The 16,708-nt window shown below is 42.6% G+C and carries 15 protein-coding genes; 5 read left to right on the top strand and 10 right to left on the bottom strand.

What is annotated here, in order from left to right; all coding sequences use genetic code 11:
• Nucleotides 1-51: 51 nt before the first annotated feature.
• Complete coding sequence (locus OD355_RS05565; protein ID WP_263037470.1) at nt 52-1,683, bottom strand: OmpA family protein; 1,632 nt, start codon at nt 1,681-1,683, stop codon at nt 52-54.
• 295 nt (nt 1,684-1,978) lie between these two features.
• Between OD355_RS05565 and OD355_RS05560 the strand changes: the two genes are divergently transcribed.
• The 4 genes from OD355_RS05560 (at nt 1,979) to OD355_RS05545 (ending at nt 6,586) form a co-directional block, all read left to right on the top strand.
• Complete coding sequence (locus OD355_RS05560; protein WP_263037469.1) at nt 1,979-2,941, top strand: polyprenyl synthetase family protein; 963 nt, start codon at nt 1,979-1,981, stop codon at nt 2,939-2,941.
• Nucleotides 2,941-4,650 carry a single-stranded-DNA-specific exonuclease RecJ gene (gene recJ / locus OD355_RS05555; RefSeq protein ID WP_263037468.1) on the top strand — a complete coding sequence of 570 codons (1,710 nt, stop codon included), beginning with the start codon at nt 2,941-2,943 and terminating at the stop codon, nt 4,648-4,650. Before OD355_RS05560 ends, recJ begins: the two co-directional genes overlap by 1 nt.
• A gap of 120 nt (nt 4,651-4,770) precedes the next feature.
• Nucleotides 4,771-5,277, top strand: a complete 507-nt coding sequence (gene rpsP, locus OD355_RS13885) for a 30S ribosomal protein S16 (protein ID WP_317619106.1) — start codon at nt 4,771-4,773, stop codon at nt 5,275-5,277.
• Between the two features lie 94 nt (nt 5,278-5,371).
• A complete protein-coding gene (locus OD355_RS05545; protein ID WP_263037467.1) occupies nt 5,372-6,586 on the top strand; it encodes an alanine dehydrogenase in 1,215 nt (404 codons plus the stop codon).
• A gap of 9 nt (nt 6,587-6,595) precedes the next feature.
• Here the strand turns inward: OD355_RS05545 and OD355_RS05540 are convergent, their stop codons facing one another.
• From OD355_RS05540 to pheT, 3 genes are read right to left on the bottom strand one after another with little or no spacing between them, the layout of a single operon-like run.
• On the bottom strand, nt 6,596-6,892 hold the full coding sequence (locus OD355_RS05540; RefSeq protein WP_263037466.1) for a cell division protein ZapA: 297 nt from the start codon (nt 6,890-6,892) through the stop codon (nt 6,596-6,598).
• Nucleotides 6,893-6,899: 7 nt separating this feature from the next.
• Entirely contained in the window at nt 6,900-7,181 is a 282-nt protein-coding gene (locus OD355_RS05535) for a hypothetical protein (RefSeq protein WP_263037465.1), read from the bottom strand.
• Nucleotides 7,182-7,233: 52 nt separating this feature from the next.
• Nucleotides 7,234-9,651, bottom strand: coding sequence for a phenylalanine--tRNA ligase subunit beta (gene pheT / locus OD355_RS05530; RefSeq protein WP_263037464.1), 2,418 nt, complete (start codon nt 9,649-9,651; stop codon nt 7,234-7,236).
• Nucleotides 9,652-10,240: 589 nt separating this feature from the next.
• Here pheT and OD355_RS05525 point away from each other — a divergent pair.
• Nucleotides 10,241-10,702 (top strand): DUF983 domain-containing protein, encoded by a 462-nt coding sequence (locus OD355_RS05525; protein ID WP_263037463.1) that lies wholly within the window; start codon nt 10,241-10,243, stop codon nt 10,700-10,702.
• Nucleotides 10,703-10,705: 3 nt separating this feature from the next.
• Here the strand turns inward: OD355_RS05525 and pdxA are convergent, their stop codons facing one another.
• The 6 genes from pdxA to OD355_RS05495 form a co-directional block, all read right to left on the bottom strand.
• Nucleotides 10,706-11,800, bottom strand: a complete 1,095-nt coding sequence (gene pdxA / locus OD355_RS05520) for a 4-hydroxythreonine-4-phosphate dehydrogenase PdxA (protein ID WP_263037462.1) — start codon at nt 11,798-11,800, stop codon at nt 10,706-10,708.
• Nucleotides 11,801-11,901: 101 nt separating this feature from the next.
• Nucleotides 11,902-12,390 carry a GtrA family protein gene (locus OD355_RS05515; RefSeq protein WP_263037461.1) on the bottom strand — a complete coding sequence of 163 codons (489 nt, stop codon included), beginning with the start codon at nt 12,388-12,390 and terminating at the stop codon, nt 11,902-11,904.
• Nucleotides 12,391-12,399: 9 nt separating this feature from the next.
• The gene (locus OD355_RS05510; RefSeq protein ID WP_263037460.1) at nt 12,400-13,179 is read right to left on the bottom strand and encodes a polysaccharide deacetylase family protein; all 780 of its coding nucleotides are present in this window, start codon (nt 13,177-13,179) and stop codon (nt 12,400-12,402) included.
• A gap of 2 nt (nt 13,180-13,181) precedes the next feature.
• Nucleotides 13,182-14,105, bottom strand: a complete 924-nt coding sequence (locus OD355_RS05505; RefSeq protein WP_263037459.1) for a glycosyltransferase family 2 protein — start codon at nt 14,103-14,105, stop codon at nt 13,182-13,184.
• A gap of 99 nt (nt 14,106-14,204) precedes the next feature.
• Nucleotides 14,205-15,371: a glycosyltransferase family 87 protein gene (locus OD355_RS05500; RefSeq protein WP_263037458.1), complete on the bottom strand. Its 1,167-nt coding sequence runs from the start codon at nt 15,369-15,371 to the stop codon at nt 14,205-14,207.
• Nucleotides 15,372-15,473: 102 nt separating this feature from the next.
• Nucleotides 15,474-16,565: a hypothetical protein gene (locus OD355_RS05495; RefSeq protein WP_263037457.1), complete on the bottom strand. Its 1,092-nt coding sequence runs from the start codon at nt 16,563-16,565 to the stop codon at nt 15,474-15,476.
• Nucleotides 16,566-16,708: the final 143 nt, after the last annotated feature.

The following is a 16,708-nucleotide window of genomic DNA, read 5'->3' as shown; positions in this document are numbered from 1 at the left end:
AAGCCGCTCAATCGAGCGGCTTAATTTATCTATCAATACTTAAAGTATTAATTATGATTTTTGTAAGTGAGGGAACGGAGCAGGAACTGTGCTTGGTCCTTCTTCAGTAGTTGGGTAAAGGTCTACTGCGTTTGCGTTACCATCGTTACCATATTGGAAGATGATGCGGCTTTCAGAGATACCTTGTCTTTCTACTAAGTAGTTTCTTACTACGTTTGCTCTATCCCAGCTCAGTTGCTGAGCTCTTTTGTTAGATGAACCGTAAGCTACAACTTTCACTTTACAGTTAGGGTTAGCGTTCAGTTGAGAAGCTGCATTTGCTAAAGCTGATTCAGCACCGCTGCTAAGATTTACGCTGGAACCTGAGAAAGTTACGCTTGGTAAGCTTGTAATTGCGCAGTCAGCAGCAACAACTACAGGAGCCTGGTTGCAACATGGGTCAGTACCAACGCCATCAGCGTCTACAGGGAACCATGTGTTTGGAGTAACAACTTGTTTGTCACGGCAATCAGGAACACCGTCACCATCTGTATCTAAGCTACGTCCGCGAGTATCAACTGCACAACCAGCAGGAGTGTTAGGCTCAAGATCGAATTGATCAGTTACGCCATCACCATCAGCATCTGGAAGTGGTTTTGTAGATTTCAACTCAGAATATACGTAGTTGTTAGGATTAACCCACCAAAGTGGTTCAATTGCTCTTGCAGAGCTACCTAAGTTAAAGTTGAATTTCAACTGAGTAGAGCTTACAGTTGCATTACGTCCCTGAGGCTGAACTGCAAGACCTGCTAAGATATCAGAGTTATTTAAAACAGTAGTAAATTTCTGCTCAACACCGATATTGAAACGAGGAGATACTTTAAAAGCTACACCCATACCATAGTTAAGACCATGGCGGTTGATTCTGTCTTCGCTTCCAACTGCGTTAGATCTTGAACCATCACCGCGATCTAACACGATAGTTTCGTAACGCTTGTTATCTTCAAGAGACAGGAATGGGTTATCTTCAGAAGAGAAAGCATCTTTAACTTTAGACCTAATATCTGATCTTGAACCGGTAACACCTGCTAACTTTTGACCTCCATCAACGTTAACGCCAACTCTTGCTGAGTTAAAACTATAACCAGCTAAAAGGTACCAGTCAACTTTAGAATTACCTCTGTAGCCGCTGATAGCATTCAGGCTGGCCAAAAGGTCTAATGATCCCTGGTGCATATTAGTCCTGTAGTTGTGCAGGTAAGGAGTTGCACTCAAAGCGGATGTTCTGGCACGGTAATCATGGCCGTACATAATATGGAAACCATATTGAGGCCTGATAGAGAATACGTGGCCTACTGCTTTCCTCAAAGAGAAAGTAGCGCCATAGCCTAATGTAGGATCAATTGAAGAGATCAGGAAAGACGGTCCTACGCCTAAGCTTAACTCCCACATATTTCTCGGTTTTGCAGGGTAAGGATAAGCATCCGTTACGAAACGGTTTTGCTGATCAGCATTTTTTACCATTTCAGAATTATAAACCCATGCATTATCTGCATCGGTTCCTACATAAGTTTTGTGTAGGTTCACAGGAGTAGTAGTGGTAGTAGTTGTAGTAGTCTCTACCGTGGTAACTTCCTGTGCAAATGAAGCTGTAGAAATTAAGCCTAATAGGCCCAGCATCACAGTGTACTTTTTGTTTGCCATAGATATGATTTAAAATTTTTGTTTAAGGTTTTATTTCCGAATATTCGATGCAAAGATATTCACATATTATTAATTACCAAATTCTAATAGTAAATTTTGTTTTAAAATAACGCTTCACTATTGTTAACCCAGGTAAGAACTAAATTGTAAACAAATTTACACATTTTAACAAATCACAAACCATGCCAAACTTATAAATCCGGTCAAATCTTTGGCAAAAATACCCACATATTTTAGGTAGCTTACCATAAATGTTAATTATATTGCGTGCTAATCTACTAAAAGCATAACAAGGTTGAAAAAAGCTGCTAAGGTCCTGGAAACAGAACTGGAGAAATTTGAGGAACATTTTAAACAAGCCGTTAAGAGTAAAGTACCTTTGCTCGACAGGGTAATGCATTATATTGTTAAACGCAAAGGAAAGCAGCTCAGGCCAATGTTCGTTCTCTTAAGCGCCAAGCTGGGAGGGGAGATCAATGAAAAGAGTTACAGGGCAGCTTCACTGGTAGAATTATTGCATACTGCTACGCTTGTACACGATGATGTGGTAGATGAAGCAATGGAAAGAAGAGGTTTCCTTTCATTAAATGCAGCCTGGAAAAACAAAATTGCTGTGCTGGTGGGCGACTACCTGCTCTCAAAAGGACTTTTACTGTCACTGGACAACGGAGATTTTAAAACGTTACAAATTCTGTCCAAGGCTGTAAAGCAAATGAGCGAGAGCGAATTGCTGCAGGTGGAAAAATCGCGCAAGCTTAACCTGGATGAAAATGTTTATTATAATATTATAGATGGCAAAACAGCTTCTCTGCTATCCTCCTCCTGCGGCGCTGGCGCCTGCTCCACGTTTGAGCGTATGGAAGATGTGGAACGACTGGAACTTTTTGGGAAAAAAGTAGGCATGGCCTTTCAGATCAAAGACGATCTGTTTGATTATGGATCAGAAGATATAGGAAAGCCAACCGGCAACGACATTAAAGAAAAAAAACTAACCCTCCCCCTGATCTACACGCTGAACAATTGTGATGCAGATTTAAGAAAGAAGATCATCTACATTATTAAAAATCAAAACCAGGACAAAGAAAAAGTTGCCTTCGTGATCAGCCAGGTAGAAAAAGCAGGCGGCATTCAGTACGCCACCGAAAAAATGTACCGGTTCCGCGATGAAGCCCTGGAACTTTTATTTCATTATCCTAAAACAGACGTGCGTGATGCGCTGGAAGAACTTGTGAGATTTACCACCGACAGAAAATATTAATGCCTGAAAAGCGATGGACCATATTACCATATGATGAACTGCACACCAGGGCCCTGCATGCAGTGCTGAAGATAAATCCTATACTTTGCAGAATACTTACGCAAAGGCAAATCTATACTTTCGAGAAGGCAAAGGAATTTTTCCGGCCGGAACTGGCAAGGCTGCACGACCCGTTCCTGATGAAAGATATGGAAAAAGCAGTCGCCAGGATTGAGGCTGCCATCCAGAAGCAGGAAAAAATACTGGTTTATGGAGATTATGATGTAGACGGCACTTCTTCAGTAGCGTCTGTATTTTCTTTTTTGAAAAAAATTTACGGCCAGGTTGATTTTTACATCCCCCACAGGTACCGCGAAGGTTATGGCATTTCCCGCCAGGGAATAGACTTTGCACGGGAAAACAACTTTACCCTGGTGATTTCGCTGGACTGCGGCATTAAATCTGTTGAGCTGATAGCTTATGCACGCCAGATCGGTATAGATTTTATTGTCTGTGACCACCACCTGCCGGAGGCTGTGATACCGGAAGCGGTAGCCGTTTTAAACCCCAAACAGGCAGATTGCCATTACCCGTATAAAGAATTGTGCGGCTGTGGGGTAGGCTTCAAGCTGATGCAGGCACTGGCGGCACATTTCGCTATGCCGGCAGACAGCTACCTGGAATACCTTGATCTGGCAGCAACAGCTATTGCGGCAGATATTGTACCCATTGACGGGGAGAACCGCATACTCGCCTACTATGGTTTAAAAAAAATAAATACTAACCCTTCTGTGGGCATTAAAACATTGCTGGAGCTTGCAGAAAAAAAAGATTATGTAGACATCAGCGGTATTGTGTTTATTGTAGCGCCAAGGATCAATGCTGCCGGCCGTATGGACGATGCCAAAAAAGCCGTAAGCCTGTTTATAGAAAAAGATCCGAAGAAGGCTTTTGAGCTGGCAAAGGCGCTGCACAGCGACAATACAGACAGGAGAGAAGCGGACGCATTTATAACCACCGAAGCATTAGATCTGATCGTGAATGATGAAAGATTTCTTACACGCAAATCTACCGTAGTGTTCAGGCCGCACTGGCACAAAGGCGTGGTGGGCATTGTAGCTTCCCGGCTTATTGAAACCTATTACCGCCCAACAATTGTGCTCACGGAAAACGAAGGGATCGTAAGCGGCAGCGCACGCAGCGTTACAGGCTTTAATCTGTACGAAGCTATCCATGCATGCCGGGAACACCTGCTGGGATACGGAGGTCATTTTGCTGCGGCAGGCTTAACGCTGCTTCCGGAGAACGTGGAGAAATTTGCGGAAGCCTTTGAGCAGGTGGTAGCAGCAACCATTGCCCAGGAATCTCTTTCGCCGGAAATAATTATCGACACTGAGATCAGTTTTAAAGATATCACCCTGTCTTTTTACAATATCATCAGCCAGATGGAGCCTTTCGGGCCGGCTAATATGCGCCCGGTATTTCTCTCGCGCAATGTAGAAGTACTGGACGGCTGCAGGGTGGTTAAAGAAAAGCATGTAAAGTTCGTGCTACGCCAGCACAACACCATATTCACAGGTATAGGCTTTTTTATGTCAGAAAAATTTGAAGCACTGTGCTCGGGAAAAACAAAATATATTGATGTAGTATATACCTTAGACCTCAATGAATGGAACGGAGTGAAAACAGTACAGCTCAAAGTTGTGGATTTCAGGATGGCTGAAATATAAAAACTTACTAAATAATAAGCTGATCAGGCTGTTTTATCATCATTTTCCCTACATTTGCACTCCGAACTTTTCGGAATAACCTAAACCCTATTATTAAGCCCTTTAAATGTCTATTTAATTATGGCAGTAAAAATCAGATTACAAAGACATGGGAGCAAAAAACGTCCGTTCTACTTTATCGTAGTAGCAGATGCACGTTCTCCCAGAGATGGAAAATTCATCCAGAAACTAGGCACCTACAATCCATTGACAGTTCCTGCAACTATTCAACTCGATCGCCAGAAAGCATTGGAATGGTTACACAAAGGAGCACAGCCAACCGACACAGTACGCCAGATCTTATCTTTCAAAGGAGTGCTTTATTTAAAACACTTATTGAGAGGTGTGAAATTAGGCTTGTTCGATGAAGCTGCCGCTATGGAAAAGTTTCAGGCCTGGTACGACGAACATGAAAAAGCTGTTGCCAAAAAAGCCGAAGAGCACAAAAAGCAACAAAAGGACAAACGCAGACCTGCTTTCAAAAAAGTTGAAAAATCTACAGAAGCAACTGCTCAGCAAGAGGCAGCTCCTTCTGCTGAAAGCACTCCGGAAGGAGAAACAGGAGAAACTGCACAACCTGAAGCATAAGATTTTCCACGTCGATAAAATTAAGTTCCGTACAAACTGTTGCGGAACTTTTTTTAATGCATAATTGACTATTTTTGTTGTATAAAATAATTGTATGGCAACTGCAAAACCTATTGTAGCAGCTGAGTTCAGCTATGAAACCCTGGAAGAGACCTTAGACGTAAAACCGGGTAAAGCCAGGCTGGTGATAGGCATTCCCAAAGAAGAAGCCATGCAGGAAAACCGCATTTCCCTGATACCCGAAGCAGTGCAGGTGCTGGTAAACAATGGCCACCAGGTAACCGTGCAATCCAAAGCGGGTGAAGGAAGTAAATTTACCGACAAAGACTACAGCGATGCCGGCGCAAAAATAGTAAGCTCCAGGGCAGAAGTGTTCAAATCTGCCATCATCATAAAAAGTGCACCGATCACGGAATGCGACCTGCCGCATTTACAAAAAAATCAAACCATCATTTCACCGCTGCACTACTCGCTGCTGAATAAAAAAATACTGGAAGTTTTATTAAACAAAAAAATATCGGCGCTTGGCTTTGAACTCATCAAAGATGACAGCGACAGCTTCCCGATCGTGCGAAGCATGAGTGAAATCGCAGGCAGCGCTTCTATGCTCATAGCCGGGCAGCACCTTGATTCGCTGAACAATGGAAAAGGTGTTTTACTGGGCGGCATCAGCGGCATACCGCCAACGAAAGTAATCATCATCGGGGCAGGAATCGTAGGCGAATATGCTGCAAGAGCGGCGCTTGCTTTAGGCGCTTCGGTAAAAGTTTTTGACAACGATATCTACAGGCTTAAACGCCTGCAAAACCACATCGGCCATCGCGTGTGGACCAGTGTTATAGAGCCGAACATTCTGAGCAAGCAAATCAAGACCTGTGAAGTAGCCGTTGGCGCATTAAACAATACCAAAGGCCGCGTTCCTGTAGTTGTTACGGAAGAAATGGTTGCGCAGATGCGTCCGGGAAGTGTGATTGTGGATGTATGCATAGACAGGGGAGGCTGCTTTGAAACCAGCGAAATTACTACCCACGAAAATCCTACGTTTACCAAATACGGAGTAATACATTATTGTGTACCTAACATTGCCAGCGGCTTTGCACGCACGGCCAGCCAGGCTATCAGCAACGTTTTGTCTCCCTTGCTGATGAACATTGCAGATGAAGGCGGTTTTGAGCATTTGTTGTGGCACGATTTTAACCTGCGCGATGCCATATACCTGTACAAAGGCTACTCAACAAATTTTCATATCAGTGAAAGGTTCGGCCTGAAATATACCGATCTGCATTTAATCCTTGCATCCAAGAGTTAAACAATCTGTTTATTCTTCTTCATCTAAAGCCTGATCCAGTAAGGATTGCAGTGAAGATAAGCGAGCTTTTGTTTCTTCCTCTTTGATCATGAATTGCCCGGCCTGGTTTTGTTCTGTAGCAAACCAGAGTATAGCCATAGCAATGTAGTCCTGCATGTCTTTCCCGGCAAAGTTTATTTTGAAAAATACAATCTTATCATTGATCAGTTTTACTGTTTTACGCACCAGCTCTTCATCGTTTTTATTTACTTTTAAACGATAGGTTCTGTCGCCTACTACAATATTGATCACAATGATGTCTGTCATGCAGCTATTAAGAGTTTAGCAGGTGAAGGCAACTGTCTATTTCTTTCAGATAGGCGTCAATTCTTGCATTCAGCGTTTTCTTCTCTTGGTCTGTCCAGTTTTGCACGCCCAGTTTTTTTACATCCAGCTGTTGCTGCAATACAGAAATATCGTTCCTGCTCAATGCCAGTTCTTTTGAAGTCCGGTGAAGTTCTTCTTTAAGATTTTCATTCTCTTTCTGCAGGCGTTTATAGCGCCGGAGCAACTGCTGCAATTTTTCTTCAAGGCTTTGAAGCTGTGTGTTATCCATAGTATCCGGGTATAAATTTGGTTGTGAATAACTGGAATACGCTACATTTTTTTTACTTTCTTACCTCTGCATTTAATTCCTTTATGAAACCATTGGTAAGCTTACTCATCATAGCATCAATTTCCTTATCGGTGAGTGTTTTCTGATCATCCATAAAAGTAAAATTGATGGCTACAGATTTTTTATCCTTGCCTAATTTATCGCTCTCAAAAATATCGAATAAGCGCACATCTTTCAATAAATTTAAATTTGATTTGCTGATGATGTTTTGGATGCTTTCATAATTTACCGATTTATCCAATACCATTGCCAGGTCTCTCTGCACGGCCGGGAACCTGCTCACTTCCTTATACAGGATGGTTTGTTTTTCTTTCAGGTAAAGTACAGCAGCCATATCAATATCCGCATAAAAAACTTCATGCCTGATGTCGAATTGTGTGGCTTTGTTTTTAGGTACAGTAATGATCTTTCCCACTTGTATCTTATCTGATATCAGCGCCACGCCGGCTTCCTGCTCCAGGATTTTGTACTTAAGTTTTTGAAAACCCAGCAAATGCATGACTGCTTCTGCAATTCCTTTCAACCGGAAAAAAGACTGCGGCTTTCCTTTTTCATTCCATGCTTCTTCATACGTTTTACCTGTAATGTACAAAGCCAGTTTTTCCTGCTCGGCATATTGGCCGGCCTCTTTGACAGCATAAGTTTTACCGAATTCAAAAAACTGCAGGTTGGCATTTTTCCTGTTGATGTTATAAGCCAATGCCTCCAGGCCGGTTTCAAGCATGGATGGGCGCATTACATCCAGTTCAGCGCTGAGGTTGTTCAGCATTTTTACAGTAGAGCTTAACTCTTCTTCGGTATAATATTTACTGTTGGTAATGGAGTTGGTCATGATCTCGTTGAAACCAAGCCCCACCAGGAAGTTAGCGATCTTCTCTTTGGTATCTTCTTTTAAAGTATACGGGTCAATAGCGGGTGTGATGCTGATGGTTGCAGGGATCTCAATATTATCCAGGCCGTCTATACGTAAGATCTCTTCTACAATATCTGCGGGCAGGCTAATGTCGGGCTTGCTGTAGGGCACTGCCAGCACAATTTCATCTGTAGCATCTTTTACTTTTTCAAAGCCCAGCGCTTCCAGCACATTCACAATGGTATCGTGGTGGTAGTTTTTGCCGCTGAGTTTTTTCAGGTAATGATATTTTAAAGAAACTGTTTTTTTCTCTTTAGGTTCCGGGTAAATGTCCACCACTTCCGAGCTTATCTCTCCTCCTGCAATTTCTTTTACCAGCATGGCTGCACGCTTCAGCACATTTACGGTATTGCTGATGTCTACCCCTTTCTCAAAGCGTGTAGCAGCATCGGTTCTGAGCCCGTGGCGGAAAGATGTTTTACGGATCGACACCGCATCGAAGGCTGCACTTTCCAGGAAAATATTTGTAGTTGCTTCCGTTACACCACTCTCGATTCCTCCAAAAACGCCGGCAATGCACATGCCCCCATCTTCATTACAGATCATCAGGTCTTCGGAAGAAAGTTTTCTCTCTTTTTCGTCTAAAGTGATAAAAGTTGTTGCCTCCGGAAGATTTTTCACAATCGCATGATTGCCGGTGATCTTTGCAGCATCAAAAGCATGCAGGGGCTGTCCTGTCTCGTGCAGTATAAAGTTGGTAATGTCTACAATATTGTTGATGGGGCGCAGGCCAATGGCTCTAAGCTTGTCCTGCAGCCATTGAGGTGAAGGCGCCACGGTGACATTGCTTATGGTTACGCCGGCATAGCGGGGGCATGCTTCCGTATTTTCTACCGTAACTTTTACAGGCAGGTTATTGTTGTCTGCTTTGAAGCCGTTTTTAAAAGGGCTTACAGGCTTCTGCCCTTTGTTCTCATGCCGTACCAGGTAAGCACATACATCTTTTGCCACGCCAAAATGAGACATGGCATCCATGCGGTTGGGCGTAAGGCCTATCTCGTATATTTTATCTTCATAAACGGAAAAATATTCCGAAGCAGGCGTGCCGGGCTTCAGATCTTGCGGCAGCACCATAATGCCTTCATGGCTCTGGCCCATGCCGAGTTCATCTTCTGCACACAGCATGCCGTAGCTCTCCTCTCCACGTATCTTTGCAACCCGCATAGTCATTGGCTCTCCTACGGATGGATATAGTGTAGCGCCTACTGTTGCTACTGCCACTTTCTGACCTGCAGCTACATTTGGTGCACCGCAAACAATTTTCAGGGGCGCCTCTGCACCTACATTCACAGTAGTACATTTTAATTTATCAGCATTGGGGTGTTGTTCGCAGGTAAGCACTTCGCCAATCACCACGCCTTTCAGTCCCCCTTTAATACTTTCATAATCTTCAAGGCTCTCCACTTCAAGCCCAATGGAAGTAAGTATTCTGGATAATCTTTCGGGTTCAATTTTTTCGGGTAAATATTCACTCAACCATTTATAAGAGATAGTCATGTTCGCTGTAATTTGGAAGGCAAATTTAAGCATTTGGTTTCATGTGTATATTTTTTATTTTTTCTTTATGGTCACATGGAATAGCCTTTATTCATCCGCGGTTGGTATGCACCTATGCTTATGGCTATTTCATGTGTATATTTTTTATTTTTTCTTTATGGTCACATGGAATAACCTTTATTCATTCGCGGTTGGTATGCAACTTTGCTTATGGCTATTTCATGTGTATATATTTATTTGTTTTTTCAGTTGCCACATGGAATAACCATTTTTTTAGATTCAATACTCATTCCCGGTTGGTGTGCATATTATTGCTCATGAATATTTCATGTGTGTATATTTTATTTGTTTTTCTGTTTGCCAAACGGAATAACCATTTTTTTAGATTCAATACTCATTCCCGGTTGGTGTGCATATTATTGCTCATGAATATTTCATGTGTGTATATTTATTTGTTTTTTCAGTTGCCACATGGAATAACCAGCTTTTTAGATTCCATACTCATTCACGGTTGGTATAGATTCCTAATCTTTATGGTTATTTCAGATAAATTCTTAAAATACTACCTTTGTTGCACTCAACTGTTCGTATGAAAAAGAAAACACCCAACTATTTATTGTCTGTTTTAACCAACAAATGCCCGCGATGCAGGCAGGGCAACCTATTTGTTTCGCGGAAGCCATATGCGTTAAAGCATAACAGGTTCATGAAAATGAACGAAACCTGCCCCGTTTGCGGGCAACCTACGGATATTGAGGTTGGGTTCTACTATGGTACCAGCTATGTGAGCTATGCCTTAACGGTGGCTTTTTCCGTAGCAACTTTCATTGCGTGGAAAGTATTGATCGGGATGAGTTTCTCGATAGATGACAACCGGGTGTTTTATTGGTTTTTTGTAAACCTGGTCCTGCTGCTGGTAATGCAGCCGTTGTTCATGCGGTTTGCACGAAGCCTTTGGCTGAGCTGGTTTGTAAAATACAACCCGCGCTGGCAGGATGAAGCTGTAAAAGAAAACGAACGCGTGATTAAAGAATACATGAAAGGCTGGTGATCATTAGCTTTCGGCATCATCCTTCACTTCTTCATCTACATTACCGATTACTTTTTCACTGGTGCGCTTCACAGGGTTTTTATGCGCTTCGGTGTATTCACGGCGGCTTCTTAAAATATCGATACATTTATAAAGCGACTCCAGTGTAGAAGCAGCGTCGGCTTTGTTTTTCCCTGCAATATCAAAAGCAGTCCCGTGATCGGGGCTTGTTCGCACTATGGGCAAACCTGCTGAAAAGTTTACCCCGTCTCCTGTTGCAAGAGACTTAAAAGGGATCAGCCCCTGATCGTGATACATGGCAAGCACGGCATCAAAGCGGCTGTACTGCCCCCGCGCAAAGAACGCGTCTGCACTGTACGGCCCGAAACATAGCATGCCCTTTTGCTTTGCCTGCCTGATAGCCGGCTTAATAATTTTTTCCTCCTCATCGCCAATCAGCCCTTCATCGCCGGCATGCGGGTTTAGGCCCAGCACAGCAATCTTCGGCTTGTCTATACCAAAATCTTTTTTAAGGCTTTCGTTGAGCAACTGCAATTTGCCCATAATAACTTCTGTAGAAATATGATTGGCAATTTCTTTCACAGGCACATGCTCGGTAACCACCGCCACGCGCATATTGTCTGCTACAAGCAGCATCAGCACATCTTTACGGCCGAAAGCATCGCGCAGGTAAGGCGTATGGCCGCTGTACTGAAACTGTTCTGACTGTATTGTTTTTTTATGGATCGGCAAAGTAACAATGCCATCTATCCACGCTTCTTTCAACGCGTCTACCGCGTTTTGCAAAGAAAGAAATGCGTACTTGCCGTTCTGCTCATCCAGCTGCCCGGGATTGATGTTTACTTCCTCGTCCCAGGAGCTGAAAAGGTTTATCTGCTTTTGATTGAGCCTGGTTTTATCTTTTACCGGGCTGTATGCAAAGTTGATCTCCCCGATTGTTTTCTTATAAAAATTAATGCATTTACTGTTGGCAAAAACTACCGGTGTACACAATTCATTGATACGCGTATCGCTCAAAGATTTTATGATCAGTTCTAAACCAATTCCATTAATATCGCCACATGTAAAACCGATCACCGGCTTTTTTAAATCGCTCATCTGTATTAATTTTTATAGAAAGTAAGAGCACAAATTTACATATTAAAATTGTTAATTTACGCTTAGAAATACAAGACGGTGCATTTTCTTACAACCTGTTTTTAATGCGTTCTTTTAAAAGAATAATGCTTTTGAATAAAATAATTGGCCGTCTGTATCACTGCCACGCCGGCTATCAGCGCCAGCGAAGGATGCCAGTGCAGGCCTTCCACAAAGAACCTTAAAAGATAATAAGAAATAATTGCTTCCAAAACAGTAGAGTAACAAAACCTGAAAAACTGGGTGCGCTTCTCCAGCACAGAACCACGGAACACATAATTTTTATTCAGGTAAAAACCAACCAGCACAGTTATAGATAACGAGGTAAAAAACGCTGCAATATAGGCAGGTGCAGGCAGTGGGCCAAACTTGCCCGAATCATACAAATGATAGCTGAAGTGGAATACAATTATGTTTATTAAAAAACATACGCCCCCCACAGCAAGGAAGCGGTACACCTGCTTGGGCATTACTTTCCTGAATACCGGATAAAAAATATCGAGCATCTGCAACATCAGCCTGTGAAATGTATATTTATTCTTCTTCAGCATTGCAAAATACTAATACCCGGGCTTTTGATGTGTTAGTTCATACAATGTGCCTGTAGGAAAATTATTTGCGCGTATCCAATCCAGTAACCTGGCAAAACGCCGTGTCATCTTATCGCCGGTATTGGAAATGGTATAAGATGGCAGCCTGAAGTTCTGATTACTGATATCTGCAAACTCCCAGGGATGAAAATAAATGTTTACATAGCCGTCTTTATCGTACGCGCGTTTTAGCAGGTACCTGTACACATTAAATGGCAGGTTGTGAAAACTCAGCCAGAATAGAGGAAACCGCGACAGCGGCGATACAGATGCCGGTATTTGTATCAGCCTGCCTTCTTTATACAGCGTGCGCGGTATGTGCAGCTTATTGTACCTGCCCGGCAACCAGGTAGGGTTCACCGATGAGTTATATCTGTAACCCGCATCAGCAACGGCCTCGGGGTTTACATCCTGCATACGCGGCATTCGCAGGCCATACACTTTGCTGCCGCTGATCGCTTCTAAAACAAGTTTCGAATGCAGCAGGTCTCTTTCATGAAAGGCGGAGTGATAATAAGTATGCGATGCAATCTCGTGGCCTTGCTCTGCCATGCGCTTAATAATATCTTCATTGTTTTGAGCAAACACTGCAGTGATAAAGAAGGTAGCTTTTACATGATACCTGTTCAACAGGTTCAGTATGGTTTCAACGCCCGTGCGCGAGATACTCAACTGTTCTTCCAAAGATATGGTACCATTGTATTCCAATGGCATATCAAACTCTTCCACATCGAAACTTATACAAACCATGATCAGAAATTTTTGTTTTTGATAATGTACGCCGGGCGGTTCTTGGTTTGCTTAAATATTTTACCAATATAAATGCCGAGGATGCCAAGTATCACCAACTGCAGCCCTCCGAAGAAAACGATAGTCATTATCAACGAAGCCCAGCCGGAGATTTCAACATCGTACACGAAAGACCAGATCACATAAGGAATGTAGAGCAATGACATGGCTGCAAAAAAGAAACCTAAATATACCGCAATGTGCAGCGGCTTTGTGCTGAAAGAAGTGATGCCCGTCATAGCCAGGCGAAGCATCTTCTTTAGACTGTATTTGCTCTCACCGGAGAACCTTTCATCGGCCGTGTAGTAAATTGCTTTCTGCGAAAAGCCCACCCACCGCGTTAATCCGCGCAGGAAAGGTTCTTTGTCTTCAATATTGTTTAATACGTTTACCACACTCCGGTCGAGCAGCCGGAAATCTGCGCTGCCCTCTTCTATTTTCACATCAGAAATAGTATTGATAAATTTATAATAAAACCGTGAAGAACATCTCTTGAAGCGCGGCGCTTTTTTAGCGTAGCTTCTCAGCGTAAACACAATGTCGTAGCCTTGCTCCCACTCAGCTATCATCTGGCCGATCATTTCTGGCGGATGTTGCATATCGCAATCCATAGAAATCACTGCATCTCCGGAAGCGTGATCCATGCCTGCTTTCAGGGCAAGCTGGTGGCCGAAGTTCCTGGAAAATTCTATATATTTTACAGCAGTATTTTCGGCGGCAAGCTTTTGAAGCATATGGCCGCTGCCATCACTGCTGCCGTCATTCACGAAAATTACTTCGAATGCATAATCCGCCAGGCTATCAAAAACGTGCCTGACCTTACAGAATACTGCTTCTATATTGGAAGCTTCGTTATAAGCGGGTATAACAACAGATATTGTTTTCATCCGAAATTTTTTTTATTTTTTCAATGGCTCCCGGTATTATCGTTGAAATTTACCATATATCTTTTTATAGATTTTATCAGGCTATTCATCAGGCAAGTTTTAACGTAACGCGTATTTCTTATCAAAATCTTTTACTGTAAGCAATTCCACAATTATCTGCAACCATACGAAAATACAAGGCAAGGCCTTTAAAGAATAGGTATTGATGTATTGCCTGCGAATATATGCCGGAAAAATATCTGAAGGTGAAAAACAGGTAAGCAGCATTACAAAAAACAACAGGAAATAAACCCAATGTGTTTTTCTTTTTTGTATTGAAAACCAGATCATGACACCGGCAACCGCTATGATGTACGTGGGTGACTCTGAGCCCGAACTGAAAAGCACTACAAACAGTAAGGTTGATGCTACTATTAACAACTGAAAATAGATATTGCTGTATTGCTTTATACGCAAATAAGGCAAAGCAAAGATGGGTAAGCCGATAGCTAAAAAAACAAGGTTGGAGATATCAGGCCTGTGAAATATCCTGCGGAACACGCCCATCAAAGAAATGTCCTGGCCGCTTGTGGCAGCTAAGTTTGCCTGGTTCTTTTCCAGCAGGCGTATATACCAGTCGGCATATGACTGTACCGTAAAGCCGGCGCCGAAAAATAACATGGGCAGGCAAAAAAATACCAGCGCAACCACAATGAAAGCTGTAATAAATTTCTTTTTATTCCTGATAAAGAAAAAAGAAGAGAGGCCCACTATACCGTATATCTTTACAAAGGTACCGGCGAGTATGGCGGCAGCGGACTTTACTTCTTGCTGCCGGATAATAAAACAGGCAGACAATATCAGCAATGCCGTAAGCGCCACGTTGAACTGAAAACTTAATAAGGCAGTGATTAATTCCTGCAGGCAGAGCCAGGCAAATATTGCTTTCTTAGTATCAGAAAACGGCAGCCGGCTGATAGCATATATCAACAGCGATACATTGGCCAGGTTCCACAATATTATGCCCAGCCAGTCGGGCAATAAAGCAAACGGCGCAATTATCAGGCCGAATAAAATACCGTAGTGATTACAATCCCAATACTGTTCGGGATAGAATGCATACAGGTTGCTTGCTGCACGTGCATTGTAAAAAACATTTTTGAATATTTTATAATTATTATAATCACTGCCACAATATTTGGAAATGGCAGTAACAACCGAAACGATCAGGTATAACCCGTAAATATATTTGGGCTGTATAAAAAATACAGAAAACCTTTTAAGCACGACTTACGTTTTTATATTTGCCGGATAGCGCTGCAAAGATAAAATAAATTATTATATCTTAAAATTATTATTGGTACCGGCTGATCGCTGATAAAATTTAATTTAAAGCATTCTCTTTCTGCCCGATTTTGAAAAATTAGCCATGTGCGGGCCTAATATTTTTTTCATGTGCCTTTTCAATATCTGCCCCATTGTCTTCAGCTTTAAGAAGCCAATATCTTTGTGGTAATTTGCCAGCTCCAATTTCAGCTGGTCTATTTTTTCAGGCACAGATATTTCATCATAAATCATTACGTCCATCAGCGCCTTCATCCTGTATCTTTCAACAGCTATACGGTACACAAGCCTGGAACGCTCTTCAGCACGGTATTGTTTAAAAGATTCCTGGTTCAGCAGTTCGCTGCCGATCTTTACGAGCGGGTAGTTTTCTTTGGCAAACTGCGGTATATACAGTTTTGACCGGCCTTCATAACATTGCTGGTCAAAATCTATTGCCCTGAATTTATAGTGGATCATTTCAATGTCGGGTATTACGCGCACCACGAAATTGTAAGAACGCATATCGCCCAACAGCCTGATGAAGCACACTTCATTGAACTTTACAAAACTTTTCACCACCCTGATCATGTCTGTATCGGGGCGTTGCAGGTAATCTTTTATAAATACATCTCCCGGCACGCCGGCTATATGCTCTTCTACCAGTGTTTCATTGCAGGTATGAAATACTACCCGGGAAGTGGAGAGCATATTCTCCAGCTCCAGCCCGTAGACACGGCTGGCGTCTGCTTTTTTTATGTAAAAGAAATCGTAGTGTCCGTTGTGTACGTTGATGATCTTGATGCGGAATGGCTGGCTGTTGCCAAAGCTGCAGAAATCAATACGCTCAATGCGCAGGTTGCCTGCAAAGGAGAAGTCGCCTTCGGTCTTCAGTATTGAGTAGCATTTTACCAGCGATTCATTGAGGTATTCCCATTCGCGCATGTCATAGCTTACCTCTTCCCACGCAGTTTCCTTTCCTTCGTTGTCTATCAAAGGGCGTGCATAGGTAAAACGCATCATATCCCTGTATTCTACCGGCAACGGCACTTCCCGGCCGTATCTTTTGAGATAGCTTCTCAATGGCGGCTTGATAGAAAAAGTAATTTTTTTCCTGGATGGCTTGTGCGCTTCCGCAAAGATTTCTCCGTATAACATCAACAGCTTTTAGGTTCATGACAAAAGTAGTGTAATCATGGAGATTTTGAACCTGTGACTTGTGAAATCATTTGCGTCAGTACGATCTTGATTCTCTTATTGAATTGCCAGGTGCTCATTACGATTATAAGTTATCAGTCATG

Source organism: Haoranjiania flava, from assembly GCF_025631005.1.
Classification (GTDB): Bacteria; Bacteroidota; Bacteroidia; order Chitinophagales; family Chitinophagaceae; genus Haoranjiania; species Haoranjiania flava.
The sequence above is the reverse complement of the archived record's forward strand: the minus strand, read 5'-3'. Positions and strand labels throughout refer to the sequence as shown.

Bases quoted from the DNA above. Each gene is read 5' to 3' on its own strand.
- OD355_RS05505 (WP_263037459.1), bottom strand. From the start codon at position 14,105: ATGAAAACAATATCTGTTGTTATACCCGCTTATAACGAAGCTTCCAAT.
- OD355_RS05545 (WP_263037467.1), top strand. From the start codon at position 5,372: ATGGCAACTGCAAAACCTATTGTAGCAGCTGAGTTCAGCTATGAAACC.
- OD355_RS05535 (WP_263037465.1), bottom strand. From the start codon at position 7,181: ATGGATAACACACAGCTTCAAAGCCTTGAAGAAAAATTGCAGCAGTTG.
- OD355_RS05540 (WP_263037466.1), bottom strand. From the start codon at position 6,892: ATGACAGACATCATTGTGATCAATATTGTAGTAGGCGACAGAACCTAT.
- pheT (WP_263037464.1), bottom strand. From the start codon at position 9,651: ATGACTATCTCTTATAAATGGTTGAGTGAATATTTACCCGAAAAAATT.
- OD355_RS05510 (WP_263037460.1), bottom strand. From the start codon at position 13,179: ATGGTTTGTATAAGTTTCGATGTGGAAGAGTTTGATATGCCATTGGAA.
- OD355_RS05515 (WP_263037461.1), bottom strand. From the start codon at position 12,390: ATGCTGAAGAAGAATAAATATACATTTCACAGGCTGATGTTGCAGATG.
- recJ (WP_263037468.1), top strand. From the start codon at position 2,941: ATGCCTGAAAAGCGATGGACCATATTACCATATGATGAACTGCACACC.
- rpsP (WP_317619106.1), top strand. From the start codon at position 4,771: ATGGCAGTAAAAATCAGATTACAAAGACATGGGAGCAAAAAACGTCCG.
- OD355_RS05565 (WP_263037470.1), bottom strand. From the start codon at position 1,683: ATGGCAAACAAAAAGTACACTGTGATGCTGGGCCTATTAGGCTTAATT.
- pdxA (WP_263037462.1), bottom strand. From the start codon at position 11,800: ATGAGCGATTTAAAAAAGCCGGTGATCGGTTTTACATGTGGCGATATT.
- OD355_RS05495 (WP_263037457.1), bottom strand. From the start codon at position 16,565: ATGTTATACGGAGAAATCTTTGCGGAAGCGCACAAGCCATCCAGGAAA.
- OD355_RS05525 (WP_263037463.1), top strand. From the start codon at position 10,241: ATGAAAAAGAAAACACCCAACTATTTATTGTCTGTTTTAACCAACAAA.